Below are 23311 nucleotides of genomic sequence, written 5' to 3'. Positions count from 1 at the left end.
TGAGGTCAGCGCAGGGTGTCCAGAATCGCCTGCAACTGTTCGCACCCAGCCGCACTGAGCGGGAACACCGGCAAGCGTGGATCGCCCGATTCCAGCCCGGTCTGGCGCAAGCCGGCCTTGATCGTCGCTGGCAAGCCACCCTTGAGGATGAACTCGAGCAACGGCAACTGGCGATAAAACAGCGCCCGGGCGCGATCCAGATCGCCGGCCAGCGCGGCTTCGTACAAATCAAGGTTCAATTGCGGGATCAGGTTCGGTGCCGCGGTGCACCAGCCTTTCGCCCCGGCCGCGAAGGCTTCCAGCGCCAGCGGGTTGCTGCCGTTGTAAAACGGTACCTGGCCTTCGCCGAGCAAGTACAGCTTGTGCATGCGCTGGATATCGCCGGTGCTTTCCTTGACCATGGTGACGTTTTCCACGCCATTGACGATGCTCAGGATCAGTTCAACCGACATGTCGGTGCCGCTGGTGGCCGGGTTGTTGTAGAGCATGATCGGCACGCCGATACTTTCGCCAATCGCACGGTAGTGAGCGAGAATTTCCGCTTCGCTGAGTTTCCAGTACGAGGCCGGCAGCACCATCACCACATCGGCGCCGTGGGTTTCGGCGAAACGTGCGCGGCGTACCGCATTGGCGGTGGTCAGGTCGGAGACGCTGACCACGGTCGGCACTCGCTTGGCGACATGCCTGATACTGAATTCGGCGACCTGATCCCACTCCGCATCGCTAAGGTAGGCGCCTTCACCGGTGCTGCCCAGCGGGGCGATGGCGTGGACGCCGCTGTCGATCAGACGATCGATGGACTGGCCGAGCGCCGGCAGGTCCAGCCCTTCGCCGCCAGCGCCGAACGAGGTGATGGTGTAGCCGATGATGCCGTGAATGGTCGACATATGTGTCTCTCCGTAAAAGGGTTCAGTTCAGGCAATCGGCGTGTTGGCGCAGGTTCTGCCGAGCGTAGTAGTTGAAAGCGGCGGCGTGACGTTTCGGTTTTGATACCCAGTCATGGGCTTCGCGGCCCAGTTCAGGAATGATCGGCTTGATCGTCCCGGCGGCCATTGCCAGCAATTGCAGTTTCGCCGCACGTTCGATCAATTGTGCGATGACGCAGGCTTCTTCGATCGTCGCGCCGGTCGACAACTGGCCGTGGTGCGAAAGCAGGATGGCGCGTTTATCGCCGAGCGCGCTGGCAATCAGTTCGCCTTCTTCGTTACCCACCGGCACGCCCGGCCAGCCTTCGAGAAATGCACAATCGTCGTACAGCGGACACAGGTCCATGTGGGAAATCTGCAACGGCACCTCCAGCATCGACAGCGCGGCAACGTGGGTCGGGTGCGTGTGAATGATGCAGTTCACATCCGGGCGGGCGCGGTACACCCAACTGTGGAAGCGGTTGGCCGGGTTGGCCATGCCGTGCCCTTCGAGCACCTCCAGATCTTCATTGACCAGCAACAGATTGCTGGCGGTGATTTCATCGAATCCCAGGCCCAGTTGCTGAGTGTAATAGGTGCCAGGCTGCGGGCCACGGGCAGTGATTTGTCCGGCCAGACCTGAGTCATGACCGTTTTCGAAAAGAATTCGGCAGGTCAGGGCCAGCTTTTGCCGGTCCGTCCACGTATTATCCGCCAGGCTTTTTTGCATCTGGGACAGCGCTTGCTGCACCAGTTGCGCTTTAGGTAATGCTAAGGTCTTGGCCATGTGTGTGTCCTTTGGGTGAGAGCAAATGACACCAGAGAGGCTATATAACACAAAGTGTCATTGGCAAGCACGAATCGTCGCTTCCTTGCTGGAATAATCGTTGCGCATGTCTATCCGATTGAAATTGTTGCGAAAAAAACTTGGCGTAACCCTTGAGGCATTGGCCGAAAAATCCGGCATGACCAAGAGCTACCTGTCGAAAGTCGAGCGCGGTCTCAATACGCCGTCGATTGCCGCTGCGTTGAAACTGGCCAAGGCATTGAATGTAAAAGTCGAGGAGCTGTTCTCCGAAGACAACGTCAGCCTCGACAGCTACAGCCTGGTGCGCAGCCACGAGCGCCAGTCACTGGCGGCCAACGACCAGAGCCCCGGTTATGCGGTGCTGGCGCATCAGGTCAGCGAGCGCAGCCTGTTGCCGTTCATCATCTACCCGCCCGGCGAGTTCACTGACAAGAGCTTCAAGGAACATCTGGGCGAAGAGTTTCTGTTCGTCCACGAAGGGCAGGTGGAAGTAGATTTCATGAACGAAAAAGTTCTGCTCGAGCGCGGCGATGCGCTGCATTTCAACGCGCAGAAACCGCATCGGATCAGGTCGGTCGGGGAAGTGCAGGCGCAGTTGCTGGTGGTGGTGCACAGCGCCGAGGAATGAGATGCCTGGGCTGAAGCCATCGCGAGCAGGCTCACTCCTACAGTTGAAATGCGATCCCCTGTGGGAGCGAGCCTGCTCGCGAAAGCGCCAGAGGCCGCGCCGCTAAACCTCGACCGGCACCGACAACTTCGGATTGCCCATTGCATGACTCTTGGCATCGAAGAACCGCAACTCGACCCCGGTGCCGTCGAACACCTTGCTGTAATGGCGCTTCTGATGCTGGATGAACGGCGCACTGCGCGGATAGATCGAGATCGCCACGCTCGCCGGTTTGGCCAGGCGCAGCGCGCGGGCGATGTGCGCATCCTGCTCACCCAAGGCATGGCCGAAGATGCACAGGCTGCCGCCGTGGCCCAATAACTGCTGATAACAGAACGACAGGTAATCCGAGCTGCGGATGGTCTTGAGCTTGTCCGCGCTCGGGCCTTCGCTGACGAACAGCGGCACGTCATCGAGGGTTTTCAAAGTGTTGTTGATGGCGAAACTGCCGAGCAGCGTGCCCTCGGTCGATGTCAGCTTGCGCGCCGTGCCGTCCTGGTTACGCACCAGATGCAGACCACCGTGCAAGTACAGCAGACGCGGTTTGTCGGTGGCGCTTTCGCTCAGGTCGAAACTGGCGTTCGGGCCGTTGAACAGATCGTCGATCACTGCGCTGTTGTGTTGCAGCGCCCAGTAGTTGAGCAAATCGTAATTGGTGGTGAACACCGTGCGATAGCGTGCCAGTTCTTCATTGAGCGTCGCCAGCGTTGACGGCTGCACCAGCCGCCACGGGATGTGCATGGCGTGCACGGTGTTGATCAGCGCTTCCTTGATCGCGTAGTAGCGATTGCGCGGCGCCGCCGAGCTGACGGCCAGTGCCTTGTTGACCCGGCTGGTGGTTTTCAGTGCGCCGAGTACCTGCTCGAAACTGCGCGTTTGCAGCGCATCGAACACCGCCAGCTCCGAGGCGCTCAGGGGTTTTTCTTCCACGGTGCGGGCGTTTTCGAACAGCGAGTCGTAGCCGAAGTCGTCCCATACCGCGCGGCTGGCGCCGTTGCCCACCAGCAAACCGTTGAAATCGGTCGCGGCGCGCAGGGCGTTCCAGTCTTCGAGGGTGGCGTCGACATTCAGAAAATCAGTCATTGCGCAGGCGTCTCAAAACAAAGGGGCAGATGGGCGGCGACTTTATCACGAGCGGGCATTGAGCCAGATCAACATCCGTCGTGACCGATCGTTCGATCCTGTGTGCATCCGCCGGAGCGCAGTGCTCGAACCGGCCCAGTCAGGAGACACACGATGAGCAGCACCTTCTTCATTCCGGCGGTCAACATCATGGGCAGCGGCTGCCTCGACGAAGCCATGGTCGCCATCCGCAACTACGCTTTTCGCAAGGCGTTGATCGTCACCGACAGCGGTCTGGCCAAGGCCGGCGTTGCGACTAGGGTGGCGGAGAAACTGGCGATGCAGGACATCGACTCGGTGATTTTCGACGGCGCCAAACCCAACCCGAGCATCGCCAACGTCGAGGCCGGGCTGGCGCTGTTGCAGGCCAGCGACTGCGATTTCATCGTCTCGCTTGGCGGTGGGTCGCCCCACGACTGCGCCAAAGGCATCGCCCTCTGCGCGACCAATGGCGGGCACATTCGCGACTACGAAGGCGTCGATCAATCGGCAAAGCCGCAGCTGCCGCTGGTCGCGATCAACTCCACCGCCGGCACCGCCAGTGAAATGACCCGGTTCTGCGTCATCACTGACGAATCGCGCCACGTGAAAATGGCCATCGTCGATCGCAACGTCACGCCGCTGCTGTCGGTGAACGACCCGCAACTGATGGTCGCCATGCCCAAAGGCCTGACCGCGGCAACCGGCATGGACGCGCTGACCCACGCCATCGAAGCTTATGTCTCGACCGCCGCCAATCCGATCACCGATGCCTGCGCGCTCAAGGCCATGAGCCTGATCAGCAACAACCTGCGCCTGGCCGTGCGCGATGGCAACGACCTCGCCGCACGGGAAAACATGGCTTACGCGCAGTTCCTCGCCGGCATGGCCTTCAACAATGCTTCGCTGGGTTTCGTCCATGCCATGGCGCACCAGTTGGGCGGCTTCTATGACTTGCCGCACGGCGTGTGCAATGCGGTGTTGCTGCCGCATGTGCAGGCGTTCAATGCGCAAGTGTGTGCTGAGCGACTGAGAGACGTCGCCCATGCGATGGGGGCAGACATTCGTGGATTCAGCGCGGAAGAGGGCGCGCAGGCCGCGATCAACGCAATCCGCAGTCTGGCCAGGGACGTCGAAATTCCCGGCGGCCTGCGCGAGCTGGGCGCCAAACTCAGCGACATTCCGCTGCTCGCCGCCAACGCCTTGAAGGACGCTTGCGGATTGACCAATCCACGGGCGGCGGATCAGCGCCAGATCGAGGAGATCTTTCGCAACGCGTTTTGAAAAGCGAGACTGGGCAAATGAATGTGAGCGTCAGGATGTGCCATTGGCGCTCACGGTAAACGTGCGAACACGGCCCCAGTCTGAAACCTTCCCGCCGATGTTATGCACCGCCGATGTTCGGTATTGTCCGGCAGCCAGCGGTTGAATGACCTGGGTATGCCAGAGCCCATCGCTGTCGACATCGGCTCTGGCAATCTCCAGGCCGGTGTCCAGGTTGAAAATACTGACGAAGCCTGCGGCCTGCGTAACATCTCCGGAAAACTCCGGAACCGCATCTGCGGGTTCGCCCTCTCTCGGTTCGAATACGACCGGGGCGTCGATATCGGGCCGCAGCCTTACGTTGTATTTGCGCACCTCACTCCAATCTGACGTGACCCCGTCGAATGTCTGACGGGCCTGAATCCCATGCAGTCCCTGCGGCTGGGCGCCGTTGATGGTAAAAGCCCAGCGACCATTTGCGCTGACCTGCCCGCTACCGAGTGTATAAGTGTGGGCGCTGTCGCAGACCTGCACCAGAGCGTCTGGAATGCCACTGCCGAGCATAAGCGTTACAGGCCCTGTGTTGCTGCCCTCTTCAGGGAAGGTGATGGTTGGCGCCAGTACAGGCTGCGTGATTTGCTCGTCGCGAGTGCTCATCATTCTTCTCGTTGCAGGCTGATTTGAACCGAGAGGTTGCCATTAGCTGCTTTATTTCGGACCTGTAAAAACTAACAGTCTTTTAGCTCTTTTCGTTTACCTGATAATCGCCTCTTCTTCTAAAAAACTGTCATTTATGTCAGTTGTTTCGTGTGTGTGCTTCGGGTCGAATGTTTTGACAGCAGGAGCGACTCCGACCTCTCGAGGAGCACATGAACATGCCGAAAGTCCACGCGTCTGCAGCACAGTCAGCCGGTGAGCTGGACCAGACTTTTGCCCTGTCAGGTATTCAACAACTGCAGTTTCCCGGCATGCGCAAAACCATCGGCGAGAGTGTCGCCGTGTTGCCTTCGGGGCGGATCATGGTCAGTGCAACGGTCATCGATGCAGCCGGTGCATCGCATTATGGTCTCGCGCAATTGCTGGCGGACGGTGATCTCGATAACGCTTTTGGCGTAGACGGATACCTTCACGGTCAGTTTGCTGCGGGTCGATCCTCACATGGCGGGACGCTGGTGGTCGAGGCGAGCGGCGCCTTCTGGATGAGCGCGGCGCTTGCAGATACGTCCGGCAAGCTCCAGCAAATCATCGCGCGATTCAAACCGGACGGTACGCTCGATGCCGAGTTTGGCACTGATCAATCGGGTTATCGAATCGTCCCGATGCGGATTCCCGCACTGAGCAACGCCACTGGTGGGCATTTGACATTGGCGCAGTCCGACCCAGCGAAAGCGACGGCCGACAGATTGCTTTTCAGTACTTCCAAAGGGGGCAGCGGACTGCTGGCGCGCTTCTTCCTGAATGGCGAGGATGACGGCGATTTTGCTGAGCATGGCTGGATTCGCCTGACAATGCCCGATTTGTCGATCACCGTGCACGGGGTGACACAGCCGCGTGACGGGCGAATTTTTGTCTACGGCAAAACTGAAGTGACCAACCAAGGGTTGGTCATGGCGTTCGATAGCGCTGGAGCGGTTGCCACAACATTCGGCCAGAACGGTATTTTGTTGCTGAATTTGCGCCATGCCGGGGCATCACTCGAAAGCACAGTGAACCACATCGTTGTGCAATCGGCGCAGCGCCTGTTGCTGATCGGATATGCAGTCGGGTCGTCTGCGGGGGAGAAACGTCAGCACGCGTTCATCAGTGGAATCTTGAAAAATGGCGAATTTGACCTCGACTTCAACGCCGGTGTACCGGTCATCACCGCGGCAACCGACGCACTGGACCTGCGTAGCTGGAGAGCGGGTTTTGCGCTGGACGATAACGACGGCAAGCGAATCGTCACGGTCGGACAGACCTCGCACGGCGAACGGCGCTTGCTGACCGGAGGCTTCCTGATCGACGGCGCCGTGGACCCGGCGTTCGACGTCGAAGGCACTGCCCGGATCGAATGGACGGCGCAGGCGGCCTGTCTGCAGGATTCTTCGGTGCTGGTGCTGGGGCACAAGGACGGTGCGGCTTATGTGGTGCGATTGTTGACCGCTGCGGATGGCTGACGGCAGGGCAATTATGCGATGGACGTGACTGGATTCGGGCTATCCTGCCGACCCGGACGAACCCCAGTCATGTTGCAAGACAGCCTGATTTGAAGTGAATTGCTCACACTGGCTGGTTGATCACGCATCGAACGGGTTGAAACGACTGCTGGGGAAGGGGATAGTGCGCGGCTGAAACGTGATCAAGGAGGGGAGTGACATTGACGTCGGCAAGAATCGCATGTGTGGCATTGTACGCAGCGTTGATGGCAGGACAGGCCATTGCCCAGTGCGGGCCACCCAACCTTTCCGGTGATCTTGATTTCGCTGTGTGCAAGGACTGGCCAGCTTATCCGGGGCAGTCCATCAGTGCCGAAGCCACGTTCGAGCGCGCAGCCGGCTCTGATGTGGGGACGAGCGGCTTTTATGATCTCGACCTGTCTATTGCGCAGGACGGGCAAGCCGGGCCGATCGCCATCCTGCATCAGGACAGCGCCTTTGAATCAAACGGCGTCGCGTTGTCTGAGCTGACGCTGGATACCGCCCGTTATGCGGTCGCTCCCGAAGTGCGCGCCTTTGGCGTTCGTACCCGTTTTACCAATAGCTCTCGACTCAATCCACTGGATGAGACTCAGCTCACCCTCTACATCAGAGAAGGTGAAACGCTGCGCCCCGTGCTGCAGCAATTACTGGTCTATCAATATGGCGGCGAGTGGGACGGTAGTTGCGAGGGCGAGCGCAGTGAGATCACCCGAACCGTAGAGATCGCCAAAACCAGCTCCCATGGCTACGCGGACCTTATCGTAAGAACCAGAGCAACAGGTACTTCGAGTGTGGGCAAGGGTGATGCTTGCAAGGATAAAATCACCGAGTCCAAACCCGTTTCGACAACCTTGCGGTACAACGGCAAATCTTACGTTCTGCCACAAGGTTTCAAAGCGCTTTAACCGGCCTGTATTCACACGACTGTTATCAAGGAAGAACCATGCTCCCGCCCACCAGACTGCTGATTGCCGTTGGTTTTCTCGCCTGTGCCTTCCAGGCCCAGGCCGCGTGCGACATCAAGGCCTTCGACGGCAAATCCCTGTCACGCTGCAAGGTCTGGCCGGCGGTGCAGAACCAGGCGATCGCGGTGACCTCAACGTATCTGGCCGACCCTGGTGACGATGAGGCCGGTGTGTTCGATCTGGATCTGGCAATCGTCGATGCGAGCAGCGCCAAACCCATCGCCACCTACCGTAAACCGGGGGCGTACAACTCTGATGCCGTGCGCTTTGACGACCTGCGTATCGACACGGCGCGTTATCGACTGGCGCCGGAGACTCGGGCTTTTGGCCTGCGCTCGCGGTTTTCGCACAGCTCCCAGGCCAACCCCTACGAAAAAACCGATCTGGCCCTGTATGTGCGCGAAGGCAATGCGCTGCGCCCGGTGCTGGAGGGGTTGGTGATTGCCAAGAGCAACGGTGAGTTTGTGGATTGCGAAGGCTACGAGAAAACGATTCGCCGCAGCGTCGAAATCGGCCCCACCAGCCACCATGGTCTGGCCGACCTCATCGTCACCACCCGTGGCAGCAAGACGAAAAACACCCGGTCAGGTCAGCAATGTGTGTCCAACATGACCCAACTGAAACAGACCCGAATCACCCTGACTTACGACGGCGAGCAATATGTCGTTCCCGAAGAATTCAGGGGTTATTGATTCATCCGCTGTAACCGCTGGCGACCTTGCGACACTCGCCGGCATGGGTTTTCACGCCAAGCCGTGATCTCGCCCAAGCGGCTGATATAGACTGGCCGCCACGTGTTCTGGCGCTTGCAGGTTCCCCATGACTCCATCGTTGCTTATGGCCGTGCTGGCCTCGGGTTTCATCTACGGCATCACCCCAGGGCCCGGCGTGCTGGCGGTGTTCGGCATCGGTGCGGCGCATGGGCGGCGGGCCGGGGCGGATTTTTTGTGTGGGCATTTGCTCGGTGATGTGGTCTGGTGCAGCACGGCGTTGATCGCGATTGTCGGCGCCCGTGAAATCGGCAGCACGGCGTTCGATGTGCTCGGTGTGCTCAGCGCGCTCTATCTGTTCTGGCTCGGCTGGCGTGCGGTGCGTGCCCAACGGCGCAACGGCGACGAAGCGCAAGGCGCCGCGCGACAGCCGTTCTGGCACGGCATTGTCTTCGGTCTGACCAATCCCAAGGCCTACCCGGTGGCCGTAGCGACGTTCACGGCGCTGCTGTCGAGCCGCGCCGAACTACTCAACTGGTCGATGCTGCCGGCGCTGATCGCCCTGAGTTTCGTTGGCGGCGCGCTGGCTTACGCGATTCTGGTGGGCGTTGTCGGCGCCCATCGCGTGCGCAAGGTTTATCAGCGTCACGAACTGTTGATCACTCGCCTGTGCGGCGTGATGTTCATCGGTTTCGCCATCAACGCGCTGATGCATGCGCTGCCGGGTTTGCTGCCGAACAAGGGTTGATGCTGGACTTGCTCGACGCGCCGTTCGTCGCGCCTGGGCCAGGTTTTCTAAACCTTTAAGCGTTAAAACATTCCTAACTGAGGCGGACGATTTTCCGCCGCGAGCATTTAAGCAGCGGGCGAATCATGGCCCGCTTGAATATTCATTGAAGGAGGGCGCGACCATGAGCCGGATGGCCACCCGTTTACGTAACGCCAGTTTTGCAACGCTGCTGGGCCTGTGCGCCAGCAGTGCGTTCGCCCAGTCGCCTGCCGAATTCATCAACGATGCTTCCGCCAAGGGCATGGCCGACATCGAAGCCAGCCGTCAGGCCCACGGCAAGACCGAATCCAAAGAGGTCAAGGATTACACTATCGTCGTCATCAACGACCGCACCACGGCCAACCAGCATTTGGCGAAAATCGCCAAGAAACTCGACTTGCCCGTTGCACCCCGCGAGGAGCTCGCCGACAAGGCCAAGGAATTGATGCCGGAAGTGAAGGACGGCGCGACCTTCGATCAGGCCTACGCGGCCAGTCAGGTCAAAGCCACCGAAGAAGCCATCACCCAGATCGAGCAACAGGCACAGACCACCGACGTGCCGGAAATCAAAGCGTTTGCCGATGAGACTTTGCCGAAACTGCAAAGCCATCTGGAGAAGGCCCGCGCGTTGCAGGCCAGTCGCTAAATCTCACGCTGATCCCGGCATCACCGAAACCTTTGCAGCGCCTGCTTGATGCAGGCACTGTCGAAGGTTTTTTTACGCCTGCGACGCGCCCCCTGTGGGAGCGAGCCTGCTCGCGAATGCGGTGTTTCAGTCAATCATGTATTGCCTGAAAATCCGTCTTCGCGAGCAGGCTCGCTTTCAAAGGTTTCTGCGGCGGTGAGTGCTCAGCACTCATTCAAATCCTGCTTTGGCTTGCTCTTGTCACCGAGCCCCTCAAGCTCGAACACCTGGTTTTCGCCCAGCGAGCGATAGTGCTTACGCAATTCCTCCAGTTGCTTGAGGTCCAGCGCTTCCAGCCCGAGCATCGCGTTCTGCGCTTCCTTGTTGACCCGCAACAACTCATCAAGCTTGAGATGCAGAATGTCGGTGTCACGGTTTTGCGTGTTCTGAATCAGGAAAACCATCAGGAACGTAATGATTGTGGTCGAGGTATTGATGATCAATTGCCAGGTGTCGTTGTAACCAAAGATCGGACCGCTCAAACCCCATAATCCGATCAGGATCAACGCGCCCATGAACGTCTTCGGGCTACCGGCCCACAGGGCCAGTTTCTGGGCGATTTTTGCGAATTTCATGACAGCGTTCCTTTTCAGCGAGCTTGAAATTGAGACAGTCGCTGCGCTTGGAAAATTCTAATTACAATTCGACTCTGAACACTGGACGTTGGTAGGGAAGGCAGGTGCTTCGGATCGCGGTATGGTGACCCACCGCTGAACCGCCCCGACAGGAGAACGCAATGACCTGGTCTGCCAAGCAATACGTCGCTTTCGAAGATGAACGCACCCGCCCGGCCCGTGATTTGCTGGCGGCGATTCCCACGGCTGATGCGCGAACCGTGGTCGATATCGGTTGCGGTCCCGGTAACTCCACGGAGTTGCTGGTGCAGCGGTTTCCCGCGGCAAGGGTCAGTGGACTCGACAGCTCGGCGGACATGATCGATGCAGCACGCCAGCGCTTGCCGCAGTTGCAGTTCGATGTTGCCGAGATTGATCAATGGGCGGATGCAGGTCCGTTCGATGTGATCTTCGCCAACGCCGTACTGCAGTGGGTGCCGAATCACGCGACGTTGCTGCCAGCACTGGCAAGCAAGCTTTCAGCGGGTGGCAGTCTGGCGATCCAGATGCCCGATAACCTCAACGAACCCTCACACCGACTGATGCGCGAAGTCGCCGCCAATGGCCCGTGGGCGAGCAAACTCGCTGGCGCGGCCGGGCAGCGCACCGACATGGCCAGTGCCAGCGAGTACTTTTCAATGCTGCGTCCGTACTGTGCGCGGGTGGATGTATGGCGTACAACTTATCACCATCAGTTGTCTGGCGGGGCGGCCGGCGTCGTGGAGTGGTTCAAGGGGAGCGGGTTGATTCCGTTTCTGAGCCCGTTGACCGAAGAGGAACGGACGCAGTATCTGCAGCAATATCTGGCAGCGGTTGAAGAGGCTTATCCAGCGTTGGCTGACGGCTCGGTGCTGTTGCCGTTTCCGCGGTTGTTTATTGTAGCGACGCGCTGAAAAACCCCCTCAGCAGGCTCGCTTTTATGTCCCGCACGCAGGCTCAGTTTGCTGGCCAGTAAAGTCTGTCGATTCAACGAAGGAGGGCGACGTTGCTATCGATCCTGCCCTGGATGATTTGCAAAGTCTGTGGGGTTATCTCGTTCGGAAGCAGCTCGGCAGCGATTACCGAGAACCGGCTGGCAACGGCGCATATTCGATCTATCACATCCTCCGCTTTATCGATTGCTAGTTCCGCTTCCTGCGAAAGCCTCAGCATCTCTTTGCGGCCAATTTCCAAAGCTTCACCCATGACGTCCATTTGGTGATAACCGCCAGGCCCTTCGCAAAAGGTCACGTCGAATGCAGGCGACAACTTCCACTCGCCGGCAGACGACATGAGATAGGCAAAATTCTTTGGATGATCATCCCGGTTGTTGAACGCGACGTTGAAAACCGCTCGTTCGAAGGCCAGCGCTTTCTCGCGCACGTCATTAGTGCAGTGATGGGTAGCGCGGATAAAGTTCACGTAATCCAATGCGCCGGGGGATCGAAAGTCGGCTCCCGTCAAGGCTGCGAGGCTCTGCATGGGGATGCGCAGAGCGTCTTGCCGGTCGAAGCGTCTGCTGGCGAAAGCGGCCATTCCATCAGGCAGGCGGAAGTGCTGGCTGTCGGGCGTCTCGATGCCGCACAAACGCAGGCATTCTGAATAGGCCATTTCGACTGCGCAGACTTCCGGATGCTCGCCGTGACCTGGGAATTTCACCAGCCAGGCTTCGAATCCAGAGACCGTCGCCGTGGTAAATGTCCTGGTTTCGCGATCCCGATAGATCAACGCCTTGGGCCTGGCACCTTGCGGCGAGCCACCCACCAACAATAATTTCTGCAGCAACTGGGCACCGTCGCCGTCGAGCACTTCGCGTACTTCAGCCGCCAGCAGCTCAATCGAGCCATGGGTGGCCGGTACCATTAACTCAGGAGCGACAGGCTCGAACGACATGGCGCCCATCGCGTTCGCGCCGACATAGGCCAAACGCTCCAGGGGGCCGATGCGTGCGGCGTTGAGGCCGCGACGTTTGAACAAGCGATCCATCAGAAGCATGCCCCAACCATCCGGCAAAGCGTCATAGACCGGGCCGGGAAGACCCATTTGATGCGATGGAAAATCTCGCCTTAGCTTCCCACCCGCTAACGGCAGGCGAAGAGAGGACAGTTCCAGGCCTTTTTTCTGCGCTTCATCGCTGTACTCAAACACGATCAACGGGCGTCCGGTCAGAGCTGTTGTGGAAACAAGCGAGCCCCAAAGCCAGCGCTCACCCCAACCCTCGTAATAAACGTTCACTTTTTCAAGCATTGTCAGGTTTCCTTTTGATGCGCTGACGCTTGGCGCTGTTTTCGTAGCGCAGGATATCGTCCAGGGTTTCGAGCTTCGGCTGGAACAAGTCTTCGAGTTCTTTACCTCGGCCAAGCACCATCGCAACGCGCACCAGATTCTCGAACCCGACGTTGCGTCCAGACTCCAGATTGGACACGGTGTTGATTCCGATACCAGCCCGTGCGGCGACATCAGCCTGGGTCATTTCCAGAGCGAGCCGTTCTGTACGAAGCCGATTGCACAGGCGTTTGACGATTTCGGCGGGCGTGCTGAGATTAAGCTCCAGCATGGCAAGGTCTCTTGAAGAAGTCTGGTTTCTGAGTGTAGCGTAAATCCGTTTTAACGGATGTTATCCGCTAAATGTCGTTATAAAACACTAGATAATGGATTTATGAGGGGCAGGATGTTTCGACCAAGATCCAATGGATACTCTTGAAATTGTCTTTTCATCAAATCCCGCACACAAAAAAACCGGCCCTGTAGGCCGGTTTCTTCATTCGTGCGTCCCCCGTCAAAAAGCGTGGCGTGAGACCAAATTTGATTGGAGCGGGTAGAGGGAATCGAACCCTCATCTAAAGCTTGGGAAGCTTTCGTTCTACCACTAAACTATACCCGCTCAGAGCGGCTGACTTTGTACCAGACTCGGCCACGGATTTGAAGTTTTCTTTTCTTTCCAACGGCTTTTTTCGTAGAAGCCGGTCACTCGCGAGCAAGGGCTGCAACGGTACGACACGAATACTGCAGCCTTGCCCGCGACGACGCTGTTTCAAATAGCCAATGCATGTTGGTCCTGCACATACGAGTAACGCGTTCGACTGGTCTGGTGCGCCGGTTTCAGAAAGCCGAGCAGGGCGTTCTGGCTATCGCGGCACGCGGCTTTGTGTTCCATGTCGAGAAAGTGCCCGGTGGCTTGCAAGGTGGTGAACGTGCTTTGCACCACATGGTTGCCGAACAGGCGTGCGTCCTCGGCGGCGGTGTATTCGTCCCATTCGCCGTTCAGAAACAGCACCGGTACGTTGATCTTCTTCGCCGCGTTCAAGTAGCACTGGCGGTCGCTGTGCAGCACATCGTTGATGTGGAAATGCATCTGCCCGTATTCATGTTCGGCCAGGCTGCTGACGTGGCGGTAGTTGAAGCGCTTGAACAGCGACGGCAAATGTTTGCCGATGGTGTTGTTGACCAGATGGCCAACGCGGTCGCGATCCAGATTGCCGAGGTAATCGATGCCGCGCTCAAGGTAATCGAGCATGTGTGCGTTGATCACCGGCGAGAACGAGCTGATCACGGCTCTTTCGATGCGCCGTGGCTGTTGGGCGAGGGCGACCAGCGTCGCGGCACCGCCCCAGGAGAACGACAGCACGTGTTCGGCGGCGAAGTGGTCGATCAGCTCCAGCAGGATCTGCCCCTCGACTTCCTTGGTCAGATGTTTCTCATGGCGATTGTGGGCTTTGGAGCGACCGGCGTAGGGCTGGTCGTAGCAGACCACGTTGAACTGCGGATGCAGGTTTTTCACCGTCTGGGCAAACGACGCAGTTGTGGCCATCGAGCCGTTGACCAGGATGATGGTCTTTTCTGCGGCGTCTGCGCGATAGAACTCCGTGTAAACCCGATACTGACCCTGTATATCCAGCACAGCGATTTCTGGCCTCATGTCGTAAGACTCCTGGCAAGCAAGCGGATATGCGCGCAACGAAGATTGCACGAGCTTTGTGACAGGTAGGCATACGCCTGGAATTGGTTGGCCCATGTCGATCCGGTAAGGCAGGTCGACGGGTATTGTTATTGGCGGGCAGTCTGCCGGTTGCAGTGCAGCCTCGAGGGCTTGCGACCGACAAAAAGTTTCTTGGAAGTATGGGATGACTCATCGGTCACATTTCGGCCGACGACCTGATTCAAGCAGGGGAGTCTGGATCGTGCAAGTGCCGTTGGTAAATTGTTCGACAACTTCGGCTGAGCGGTCGCCAGCTTAGAACAAATGGATCTCTTCGGTGCGCAAAGCGCGGTACTCGCCTGGTTTTAGCGCGCTGTCCAGGGCCAGTTCGCCCATCGATTCGCGGTGCAGGCGCAGGACCTTGTTGTTGAAAAAACCAAACATGCGCTTCACCTGATGATAGCGGCCCTCGACGATGCTCAGCCGCGCCACACGTGGGCCGAGCAGTTGCAGATACGCCGGTTGGGTGGTCAGGTTTTCAAAGGCGAAATAGATGCCCTCGGCAAAGGTCGGCGCGTAGCGTGCGTCGATCTCTTGCTCGGTCTCGACGTAATAGACTTTTGGCAGCCTGGTTTGCGGTTGGGTCAGCCGACGCGACCAGGCGCCGTCATTGGTGATCAGCATCAGACCGGTGGTGTTGAAGTCCAGACGCCCGGCGATGTGCAGGTCGGCCTTGTCTGGTTCATCGAGCAGGTCGAGCACGGTCGGGTGTTGTGGATCACGGGTGGCGCTGACGCAGCCGGGCGGCTTGTGCAGCATGAAGTAGCGCGCCGGTTTACCGCTTTGCAGGACTTCGTCATCGACTTCGACGCGGCTGAATTCCAGCACCTCGCTGTGCGGGTCGCTGACGACTTTTCCGTCAACACGTACGCGCTTTTCCACCAGCAACAGGCGAACCTGCTGACGGTTGTAGCGGGGCAGGTTACTGAGGAAACGGTCGACGCGCATGGTCAGCATTCAACGGCTAAACGGCCGCGCATCTTACGGGATCGGGCGCCGGCCTGCTTGCAGTTGCGCTTCTACCTGCGCGCAACGTGGACACAGGCAGGACTGGTTGCGCAGCGCTGGCGGCAGCGCCTCAAGCACTGCCGGGTCGATCGTCACGCCGTAGCACCAGCATTCGCGGTCGGCAGTGCGCGGGTCGGCCAGGCTGCAGTCGTTGCGAGCGCCGCAGGCCGGGCAATGGTCGGGTTTGGCAATATCGTCAGGCATAAGTCGAGTGAGGCATTTCCACGCAGGTGCGGTTGCGGCCGGTTTGCTTGGCCCGGTACATCGCATGATCGGCCCGCGACAGCAGACTGTGCAAGGTGTCATCGCGTTGCACGGTGGTGGCGCCGATGCTGACGGTCAGATTCAGGCTGTGGCCGTTGTAGGCATATTCGTGTTGTTCGACGTGCTGGCGGATCTTCTCGGCAATTTTCTGACCGGTGTCGCCGTCGGTGTCCTTCAACAACACGATAAATTCCTCACCGCCCCAGCGGCAGACAATGTCGGCATGGCGCAGACAGCTTTGCAGATCACGGGCGAAGCCGAGCAACACCTGATCGCCAGCCATATGACCATGGGTGTCGTTCAACGCCTTGAAGTGATCGAGGTCGAGCAACAGCGCAGTCAGCGGTCGGGTCTCGCGCTGGGCTTCGTGTAACGCCTGCGCGGCGAGAATATCGAAGCCGCGGCGGTTGGGCAGACCGGTGAGGCTGTCGAGCGTCGCCAGAGCCTGGATTTTATTCTGGTAGCGTTTGATCACGCGGTTGAGCAGCGCCAGCACGATCAGGGTCACCAACAGGCAGATCAGCAGGTTGAGGTACAGCGACTGGCGGATTTCACTCAACGCGCCGTCTTCACGTTTATCAACGAACAGGTACCAGTTCAGCTCCGGAATAAACCGCACGTTGAGAAAATGCCCCTGCCCGTGAGTGGAATATTCATAACTGCCGCTGTGCGGTTTCGGCAACTGGCTGATCAAGCCCTTCATGCTGTCCAGCTCGCCGAGGCTCTGGCCGATGTGTGCACCTTGCGGTCCGCCCTCGGCGCCGGTGAGGACCAGGCGACCGAAGGTGTCGACGAAGTACACGCTGCGTTGATAGCGCTGTTGATACTTGTCGATCAGCTTGATCACTGCGTCGACCGTCAGCCCGACACCCGCCGCGCCGATGAACCGGTCGTGGTAGTCGTAAACCTTGTAGTTGATGAAAAACGTCAGGTTGTCCTTGTTGGCCAGATCCGGGTCGACGTTGATCTCGTACGGGTCTTTCATGTCGCGCACACGGAAGTACCAGGCGTCGCGCGGCTCGTCGACCTTGACCTGTTTGAGCACGCCCTTGGCGTGGTAGTAAGTGTGCGTGCTGTCGGAGACGAAAAACGCCGTGTAGGCGCCGTAATGGGTCATGACCTCGTCGAGGTAACGGGTCATCTGCTCCGGGTTCTGCTCACCGTTGACCACCCAGTCGCGCATGAACGTGTCGCGCGACATCATCGAAGAAATCAGGATCGGCCGGACCAGATCCTTCTGGATTTCCGAATAGACCGTGTCGGAGGTCAGTGGCAGTTCGGTGTTGACGATGTTGTCGCGGATCGACGCCCGCGAGGCGTAATAGCTCAGCAACGACGTGGCGAGGAAACCGGCGCCGAGCAGCGCGACCAGGGTCAGCACCAGTGAGCGTTGCGAGTACAGCGGTGAACGAAGCGGCATGGCAGATCCGTTGGCAGTGGCCCGATGGCAAGCATTTTAGTGGCATGGCCAGGAAAAGACTGCGGGATTTGTGCCGGAAAGGGCGGGGGATCTGACTCTGCGGGGTGTCAGTTAGATCGCAGGCCCTCATCCCAGCCCTCTCCCGGAGGGAGAGGGAGCTTGATTGTGGCGATTACCAGATCTGCGCTCGCCCTGGTATCAGGGAATGGCGACCATTTGAAAAGCACCTCGGTCAGTCCCCTCTCCTGGGGGAGTGTATGTACCGGAGACATGGTAGAGGGCCAGGGTGAGGACGACCTTTCGGATCAGTCCCTAGAAGCCAGATACCCCCGCCATCCGCCAAAATGACTGATATCCACCGCACCCTCCAACCCATACGCCTCACAGATAAACCCACTCTCCCAGCGCCCATCCGCCAGTTGCACCTTGCCCAACCCGAGCGGCGCCGGTATCCCGGTGAGAAACGAACCCAGTTCGCTGCTCGGCAAATCCCACACCTCGACGGCAATCGCCACACCGCCGTCCTTGACCCTGACCATGCCCGGTCGCAGTGGCGGGCCGCCAGCCAGTGCGAACAGTTGATAGTCCGGCGAGCTGAACGTGGTTTCGAGCAAGCGCCCGCCGCGCTGGGTCAGTTGCCAATTCAACGCCAGTCCTTGCAGGTGCGCGCCGCACACGACGATGCGCGCGCGATCATTGCGCGCCACGTTCGCCGGAACCGGCGAGGCCGGGTCTTGCTGACGCTGCAACGCATCCGCCACGCTCAACAGGTATTGGTCGGTGAACGCCCGGCCAAACAGCGTCACACCCCACGGCAATTCATTGGCCATGAACCCGCTCGGTACGGCGACGGCGGCGTAGTCGAGCAGGTTCATGAAGTTGGTGTAGTAACCCAGTTCGGAGTTGCGCAGCACCGGTTCGGCGTCGAGTTCGGCCAGTGTCACCGGGCGCCCGATTGTCGGGGTCAACACGCAGTCGAGTTCCTCCATTGCTTGATCGCAGAGGGCTTTGAGCGCCTGCAGCCGATACTGCGCGCGGAATGTCTGCACAGCGGTCACCGCTGGCGCCTTGGCCAGAACCGCGCGGATCACCGGCAGAACTGCTTGCGGATTCTGCTCCATGAGTTCACCGGCAACGCTGTAACGCTCGGCAACCCACGGCCCGTCATAGAGCAAACGCGCCGCTTCCAGGAACGGTGACAGGTCGAGTTCTACCGCTTCGCCACCCAGCGCCTTGAGCCGGTCGATGGCATCTTTGAACAACCGCGGCCCTTCGCTGCAACCGAAGAATTCGAGGTCCTGCGCGCGCGGTACGCCAAAGCGAAATGGCCGTGGCGCGCCGAACGCTGAGCCGTCATTCCACGCCGGGTTGCGGCGGCTGTATTCGTCACGCGGATCGAGTCTTGCGGTCAATGCCAGCAAATGACTGGCCTCACGCGCCGTTGCGGTAAAGGTGGTGACACAGTCCAGCGTGCGGCACGCCGGCAGCACGCCGGCCGTCGAGATCAGGCCTTTGCTCGCCTTCAGTCCAAGCAGATTGTTCAGCGCCGCCGGCACTCGTCCGGAGCCGGCGGTGTCGGTGCCCAAGGCAAAACTCGCCACGCCCAATGCCACCGCCAGCGAAGAACCGGCGCTGGAGCCGCCCGACGGATACTCGGGCAACACGCTGTTCGGGCAGGCGCCATACGGCGAGCGACTGCCATTGAGGCCGGTGGCGAACTGGTCGAGGTTGGTCTTGCCCAGCGGTATCGCGCCCAGCGCCAGCAATTGCTCGACGATAGTCGCCGAGCGCTGCGGCACGCAGGCAAAATCCGGGCACGCGGCGGTGGTCGGTATGCCAGCCAGGTCGATGTTGTCCTTGATCGCGAACGGCACGCCGTACAGGGGCAGACTGTCGAGGTCGCGGCCGTCGAGGGCGGCAAGGTACGGTTCCAGTTCTGCGACGCTGAGCAGGTGGATGAACAGGTGATAATCCGGGTTCAGCGCGGCGGCTTTTTCGCGCAGTTGCAGCAGCAATTGCCGCGGTGTGGTGTCGCCATTGCGGTAAGCCTGGCGCAGGGCATCGAGTTGCAGATTCATCAGTGGCTCCTTGTTCAGAATGGGCTTGAGTCGAGTTCCAGCACCACAACGCGCTGGCCGGCGCGCACCGCCGACCCGGGTTGCACGCGTATCTCGCGGACCACCCCGGGCAGCGGTGCGAGCAGCGGGATTTCCATCTTCATCGACTCGAGAATCACCAGCACATCGCCTGCGGCAACCCGGTGGCCGGCCTCGACCTGCACCTGCCAGAGATTGCCGGCGATGTGGCTGTCGACGCTGTGTTCGCCGGCCGCCAGCGGCGCGTCTTCAACGGATTCGGCGAGTACTTCTTCGCTGTCGAAATGCGCTTGGCCGCTGGCGATCCAGCGCTCACGCTCGGCGTTGAAGGCGCCTTGTTGCTGAGCACGAAAGGCGTCGATGCTCTGCGCTTCACGACTGAGAAAGGCCTGGTAATCGGCAAGATTGAGTTGGCTGTGTTCGATGTTCAGTTCGAAACGCCCAAGCGGGAAATCGCGACGAATGCGCAGCAGTTCCTCAGCGCTGACCGGGTAGAAACGGATCTGATCGAAGAAGCGCAGCAGCCACGGTTTGCCGTCGAACGCGGCGACTTCGCGGTAGCGATTCCACATCTGCAAGGTGCGCCCGACGAACTGATAACCGCCGGGGCCTTCCATGCCGTACACGCACATATAAGCGCCACCGATGCCCACCGAATTCTCGGCTGTCCAGGTGCGCGCCGGGTTGTATTTGGTGGTGACCAGACGGTGGCGCGGATCAAGCGGCGTCGCCACCGGCGCACCGAGGTAAACATCGCCCAGGCCCATCACCAGATAGCTTGCATCGAACACCGTGCGCTGCACTTCGTCGAGGTTTGGCAGGTCGTTGATGCGGCGGATGAACTCCAGATTGCTCGGGCACCACGGCGCATCCTTGCGCACGGTGGTCATGTATTTTTCGATCGCCAACTGGCACGCCGGGTCGTCCCACGACAGCGGCAGATGGACGATCCGCGACGGCACCTGCAGGTCCTTGGCGGCGCACACCGCGTCCCACTCGCCAGCGATGATCCCGAGCAGATCGGCCAGCGGCAGTTGCTCGGGCTGGTAGTGCACTTGCAGCGAGCGGATGCCGGGGGTGAGGTCGATCACGCCGTGGAGGTTTTTGCTTTGCAATGCCTGCATCAGGGCGTGGGCGCGGAAGCGCAGAACGAGATTGAGTTCAGGCTCGCCGATTTCCAGCAGTAAATGAGTGTCGCCAGAAACTCGCGCAACCAGGCGCTGATCGCCACGGCTCAGCTCAAGAACCACAGGCGACACAATCCCCTGTAGGAGTGAGCCTGCTCGCGATGGCGCCCGTTCAGACACCGCATCAACTTCATCGCCAGCAGGCTGGCTCCCACAGGGGGAATCCCATTTTAGGGCGAGATCGCGTGCGGTCTTTAGGTCGACAGGAGTGAACCGGATCCTGTCGCCCGCCTTGAGCTGCCCCAACTGCCACAAATCCGCTTCGATCACCGTCACCGGACAGACAAACCCACCCAGGCTCGGGCCGTCCGGGCCAAGGATCACCGGCATGTCGCCAGTGAAGTCCACCGCGCCGATCGCATAGGGGTTGTCATGAATGTTCGAAGGATGCAGACCCGCCTCACCGCCGTCCGCGCGCACCCATTCCGGCTTCGGCCCGATCAGGCGTACGCCGGTGCGGCTGGAGTTGAAATGCACTTCCCACTCGGTGGCGAAAAACGTGTCGATGTAGTTTTCCGTGAAGTATTCCGGGGCGCCGTGCGGGCCGTAGATCACTCGGATCTGGCGCCCGGCCGGTAAAGCGGTGACGTGCTGTTCGGCCAGTTGCTGACCGCTGCTGTGATCGCTTAGCGCTGGTATGTGCAGCACGTCGCCGGCACGCAACGCACGACCGCCATGCCCGCCGAACTGGCCGAGCGTGAAGGTGCTTTTGCTGCCCAGATAATCCGGCACCTGCAAGCCGCCGCGCAGACACAGATAACTACGTGCGCCGGCGCCACTGAGGCTGCCCAAGTGCAAGGTCGCGCCGGCCGGGATCAACAGCGCGGTGTTCATCGGCACGTTTGCGCCATCGAGGGTCAGCATCAGCTTCGCGCCGGTCACCGCCACGACCGCCTCGCAATTGAAACGCAGCAACGGCCCGCTCATGGTGATTTCCAGCGCCGCCGCGCCTTCGGGGTTGCCGAGCAGGCGATTGCCCAGGCGCATCGCGCGACTGTCCATCGGTCCCGAGGGCGGCACGCCGACGGCCCAATAACCGAGACGGCCCGGATAGTCCTGCACGCTGGTTTGCGTACCGGCACTGAGCACTTCGAAGGTATTGGCGCGATAGAGCAGATTCTCGAGACAACGGGTCCACGGTTCGCCGCTGGCGAAGGGCGCGTCGAGAAGAATCTGCCGCAGATAATCGCGATTGGTTTCCACGCCGTACAGCACGCTGTCGCCCAGCGTCTGATGCAACTCGGTGCGCGCCTGTTCGCGGGTCGGCGCCCACGTGATGACCTTGGCGATCATCGGATCGAAATACGGCGGGATCTCGCAACCGGCCTCGACCCAGGTGTCGATGCGCAACTGCACGCCATTGGCCGGCGGAAATTGCACCGCCGTCAGTAAGCCCGGGCTCGGCTGGAAATCGCGTCCCGGATCTTCCGCGTACAGCCGCGCCTGAATCGCATGGCCTTCGGGTCGGAGTTGGCGATACAGCTCGCTCAACGGTGGCAGATCACCGGCCGCCAGCTCGACCATCCAGCGCACCAGATCGACGCCCCAGACCTGTTCGGTGACGCCGTGCTCGACCTGCAGGCGTGTGTTCACTTCGAGGAAATAAAAGCGCTGCGCCTCGCTGTCGAAGACGAATTCGACGGTGCCGGCGCTGCGGTAATTCACCGCTTTCGCCAGTTTGATCGCCGCCGCGCAAAGTGCTTCAGCCATGCCGTCCGGCAGATTCGGCGCCGGGGTTTCTTCGAGGACTTTCTGGTTGCGCCGCTGCACCGAGCAGTCGCGCACGCCGAGGGCGATGACTTCGCCGCGACCATCGCCGAATACTTGCACTTCCAGATGCCTGGCGCGCTGGATGTACTTTTCGATGAACACTCCGGCGTCGCTGAAATTGTTCTGACCGAGACGTTTCACCGCGTCGAAGGAGTCGCGCAATTCGCTGGCGCTGCGGCACACACGCATGCCGATGCCACCGCCGCCGGCGGTGCTTTTCAACATCACCGGGTAGCCGACCTGTTCGCCAGCGATCAGCGCGGCGTCGAGGCTGTCGAGCAGTTCGGTGCCCTCGAGCATTGGCACACCGTGCTGTTTGGCCAGAGCGCGGGCGGTGTGCTTGAGGCCGAACACGCGCAACTGTTCAGGCGTCGGTCCGATGAAGGCGATGCCTTGCGCTTCGCAGGCTTCGGCGAACGCGGCGTTTTCCGACAGAAATCCGTAACCGGGATGAATCGCTGTGGCGCCGCTTTGCCGGGCTATGGCGAGGATCTTCTCGACCGCCAGATAGGTGTTGGCCGCTGCGCCCTCACCGAGGCTGTGGGCTTCATCGGCTTGCAGGATGTGCAGGCTGGCGGCATCGGCCTCGGAATACACCGCCACGCCTTGCGCTTGCAGTTGCGCGAGGGTGCGCAGAATGCGGCAGGCAATGGCGCCACGGTTGGCAATCAGGACTTTTTCGAACATGGCATAACCCCTGAAGGGGAAGCGGGCCGTCCCGCTGTTTTTTGACAGACATCCGGGCCGTCCCGGATGGAAAAAACATTCACCAACCACCTCGGATCCCCTGTAGGAGTGAGCCTGCTCGCGATAGCGGTGGGGCAGTCAAGACTGCTGTGGCTGATACACCGCAATCGCGAGCACGCTCACTCCTACAATGGTTTCTGAGGTGAATTCACTTCTTCACACACTGCCCGGACCGCGCCTGGCACAGGCTAAAAAGC

At 59.9% G+C, this 23311-nt stretch carries 21 protein-coding genes and 1 tRNA gene; 8 read left to right on the top strand and 14 right to left on the bottom strand.

Going from position 1 to position 23311, the window contains the following annotated elements; genetic code table 11:
- Positions 1 to 5: 5 nt before the first annotated feature.
- Both J3P75_RS21170 and J3P75_RS21165 read right to left on the bottom strand, forming a co-directional pair.
- On the bottom strand, positions 6 to 887 hold the full coding sequence (locus tag J3P75_RS21170) for a dihydrodipicolinate synthase family protein (protein WP_434708064.1): 882 nt from the start codon (positions 885 to 887) through the stop codon (positions 6 to 8).
- Between the two features lie 22 nt (positions 888 to 909).
- On the bottom strand, positions 910 to 1692 hold the full coding sequence (locus tag J3P75_RS21165; protein ID WP_434708063.1) for an aldolase: 783 nt from the start codon (positions 1690 to 1692) through the stop codon (positions 910 to 912).
- A 106-nt stretch (positions 1693 to 1798) separates the two neighbouring features.
- Here J3P75_RS21165 and J3P75_RS21160 point away from each other — a divergent pair, with 106 nt between their 5' ends.
- Positions 1799 to 2341 carry a helix-turn-helix domain-containing protein gene (locus J3P75_RS21160; protein ID WP_434708061.1) on the top strand — a complete coding sequence of 181 codons (543 nt, stop codon included), beginning with the start codon at positions 1799 to 1801 and terminating at the stop codon, positions 2339 to 2341.
- 102 nt (positions 2342 to 2443) lie between these two features.
- Here J3P75_RS21160 and J3P75_RS21155 read toward each other — a convergent pair whose 3' ends face one another.
- The gene (locus J3P75_RS21155; RefSeq protein ID WP_434708060.1) at positions 2444 to 3463 is read right to left on the bottom strand and encodes a DUF4917 family protein; all 1020 of its coding nucleotides are present in this window, start codon (positions 3461 to 3463) and stop codon (positions 2444 to 2446) included.
- A 153-nt stretch (positions 3464 to 3616) separates the two neighbouring features.
- Between J3P75_RS21155 and yiaY the strand changes: the two genes are divergently transcribed.
- Complete coding sequence (yiaY, locus tag J3P75_RS21150) at positions 3617 to 4765, top strand: L-threonine dehydrogenase (RefSeq protein ID WP_434708059.1); 1149 nt, start codon at positions 3617 to 3619, stop codon at positions 4763 to 4765.
- A 30-nt stretch (positions 4766 to 4795) separates the two neighbouring features.
- Here the strand turns inward: yiaY and J3P75_RS21145 are convergent, their stop codons facing one another.
- Positions 4796 to 5401, bottom strand: a complete 606-nt coding sequence (locus tag J3P75_RS21145) for a hypothetical protein (RefSeq protein WP_434708058.1) — start codon at positions 5399 to 5401, stop codon at positions 4796 to 4798.
- Positions 5402 to 5619: 218 nt separating this feature from the next.
- On the opposite strand from J3P75_RS21145, the gene J3P75_RS21140 reads away from it, so the two are divergent.
- From J3P75_RS21140 to J3P75_RS21120, 5 genes are all read left to right on the top strand, one after another.
- Positions 5620 to 6900: a hypothetical protein gene (locus J3P75_RS21140; RefSeq protein ID WP_434708057.1), complete on the top strand. Its 1281-nt coding sequence runs from the start codon at positions 5620 to 5622 to the stop codon at positions 6898 to 6900.
- Between the two features lie 224 nt (positions 6901 to 7124).
- Entirely contained in the window at positions 7125 to 7826 is a 702-nt protein-coding gene (locus J3P75_RS21135) for a hypothetical protein (RefSeq protein WP_434708056.1), read from the top strand.
- Positions 7827 to 7864: 38 nt separating this feature from the next.
- The gene (locus J3P75_RS21130) at positions 7865 to 8578 is read left to right on the top strand and encodes a hypothetical protein (RefSeq protein WP_434708055.1); all 714 of its coding nucleotides are present in this window, start codon (positions 7865 to 7867) and stop codon (positions 8576 to 8578) included.
- A gap of 127 nt (positions 8579 to 8705) precedes the next feature.
- Positions 8706 to 9344, top strand: a complete 639-nt coding sequence (locus tag J3P75_RS21125; protein ID WP_434708054.1) for a LysE family translocator — start codon at positions 8706 to 8708, stop codon at positions 9342 to 9344.
- Positions 9345 to 9507: 163 nt separating this feature from the next.
- Positions 9508 to 10011: a DUF4142 domain-containing protein gene (locus J3P75_RS21120; protein WP_332762313.1), complete on the top strand. Its 504-nt coding sequence runs from the start codon at positions 9508 to 9510 to the stop codon at positions 10009 to 10011.
- 203 nt (positions 10012 to 10214) lie between these two features.
- Here J3P75_RS21120 and J3P75_RS21115 read toward each other — a convergent pair whose 3' ends face one another.
- The gene (locus J3P75_RS21115) at positions 10215 to 10625 is read right to left on the bottom strand and encodes a low affinity iron permease family protein (RefSeq protein WP_090282181.1); all 411 of its coding nucleotides are present in this window, start codon (positions 10623 to 10625) and stop codon (positions 10215 to 10217) included.
- A 161-nt stretch (positions 10626 to 10786) separates the two neighbouring features.
- Here J3P75_RS21115 and tam point away from each other — a divergent pair, with 161 nt between their 5' ends.
- On the top strand, positions 10787 to 11557 hold the full coding sequence (gene tam, locus J3P75_RS21110; RefSeq protein WP_434708053.1) for a trans-aconitate 2-methyltransferase: 771 nt from the start codon (positions 10787 to 10789) through the stop codon (positions 11555 to 11557).
- Positions 11558 to 11630: 73 nt separating this feature from the next.
- Here the strand turns inward: tam and J3P75_RS21105 are convergent, their stop codons facing one another.
- The 9 genes from J3P75_RS21105 to uca all read right to left on the bottom strand — a co-directional run bounded on the left by J3P75_RS21105 (position 11631) and on the right by uca (position 23054).
- Entirely contained in the window at positions 11631 to 12890 is a 1260-nt protein-coding gene (locus tag J3P75_RS21105) for a type II toxin-antitoxin system HipA family toxin (RefSeq protein WP_434708052.1), read from the bottom strand.
- Positions 12883 to 13200, bottom strand: coding sequence for a helix-turn-helix transcriptional regulator (locus tag J3P75_RS21100; protein WP_434708051.1), 318 nt, complete (start codon positions 13198 to 13200; stop codon positions 12883 to 12885). Before J3P75_RS21100 ends, J3P75_RS21105 begins: the two co-directional genes overlap by 8 nt.
- A gap of 253 nt (positions 13201 to 13453) precedes the next feature.
- Positions 13454 to 13527: transfer RNA gene (locus J3P75_RS21095), tRNA-Gly, on the bottom strand.
- A gap of 150 nt (positions 13528 to 13677) precedes the next feature.
- A complete protein-coding gene (locus tag J3P75_RS21090) occupies positions 13678 to 14562 on the bottom strand; it encodes an alpha/beta fold hydrolase (RefSeq protein ID WP_434708050.1) in 885 nt (294 codons plus the stop codon).
- Between the two features lie 315 nt (positions 14563 to 14877).
- Positions 14878 to 15570, bottom strand: a complete 693-nt coding sequence (locus J3P75_RS21085; RefSeq protein WP_434708049.1) for a pseudouridine synthase — start codon at positions 15568 to 15570, stop codon at positions 14878 to 14880.
- A 33-nt stretch (positions 15571 to 15603) separates the two neighbouring features.
- The gene (locus J3P75_RS21080; protein ID WP_434708048.1) at positions 15604 to 15834 is read right to left on the bottom strand and encodes a cysteine-rich CWC family protein; all 231 of its coding nucleotides are present in this window, start codon (positions 15832 to 15834) and stop codon (positions 15604 to 15606) included.
- The gene (locus tag J3P75_RS21075; RefSeq protein WP_434708047.1) at positions 15827 to 17314 is read right to left on the bottom strand and encodes a sensor domain-containing diguanylate cyclase; all 1488 of its coding nucleotides are present in this window, start codon (positions 17312 to 17314) and stop codon (positions 15827 to 15829) included. The genes J3P75_RS21080 and J3P75_RS21075 overlap by 8 nt, the downstream gene beginning before the upstream one ends.
- Positions 17315 to 17619: 305 nt before the next feature.
- Positions 17620 to 19392 (bottom strand): allophanate hydrolase, encoded by a 1773-nt coding sequence (gene atzF, locus J3P75_RS21070; RefSeq protein ID WP_434708046.1) that lies wholly within the window; start codon positions 19390 to 19392, stop codon positions 17620 to 17622.
- A gap of 14 nt (positions 19393 to 19406) precedes the next feature.
- Positions 19407 to 23054: an urea carboxylase gene (gene uca, locus J3P75_RS21065; protein WP_434708045.1), complete on the bottom strand. Its 3648-nt coding sequence runs from the start codon at positions 23052 to 23054 to the stop codon at positions 19407 to 19409.
- Positions 23055 to 23311: the final 257 nt, after the last annotated feature.

Origin of the sequence: Pseudomonas sp. R1-1 (genome assembly GCF_051132135.1) — a bacterium.
Lineage (GTDB): Bacteria > Pseudomonadota > Gammaproteobacteria > Pseudomonadales > Pseudomonadaceae > Aquipseudomonas.
The sequence above is the reverse complement of the archived record's forward strand: the minus strand, read 5'-3'. Positions and strand labels throughout refer to the sequence as shown.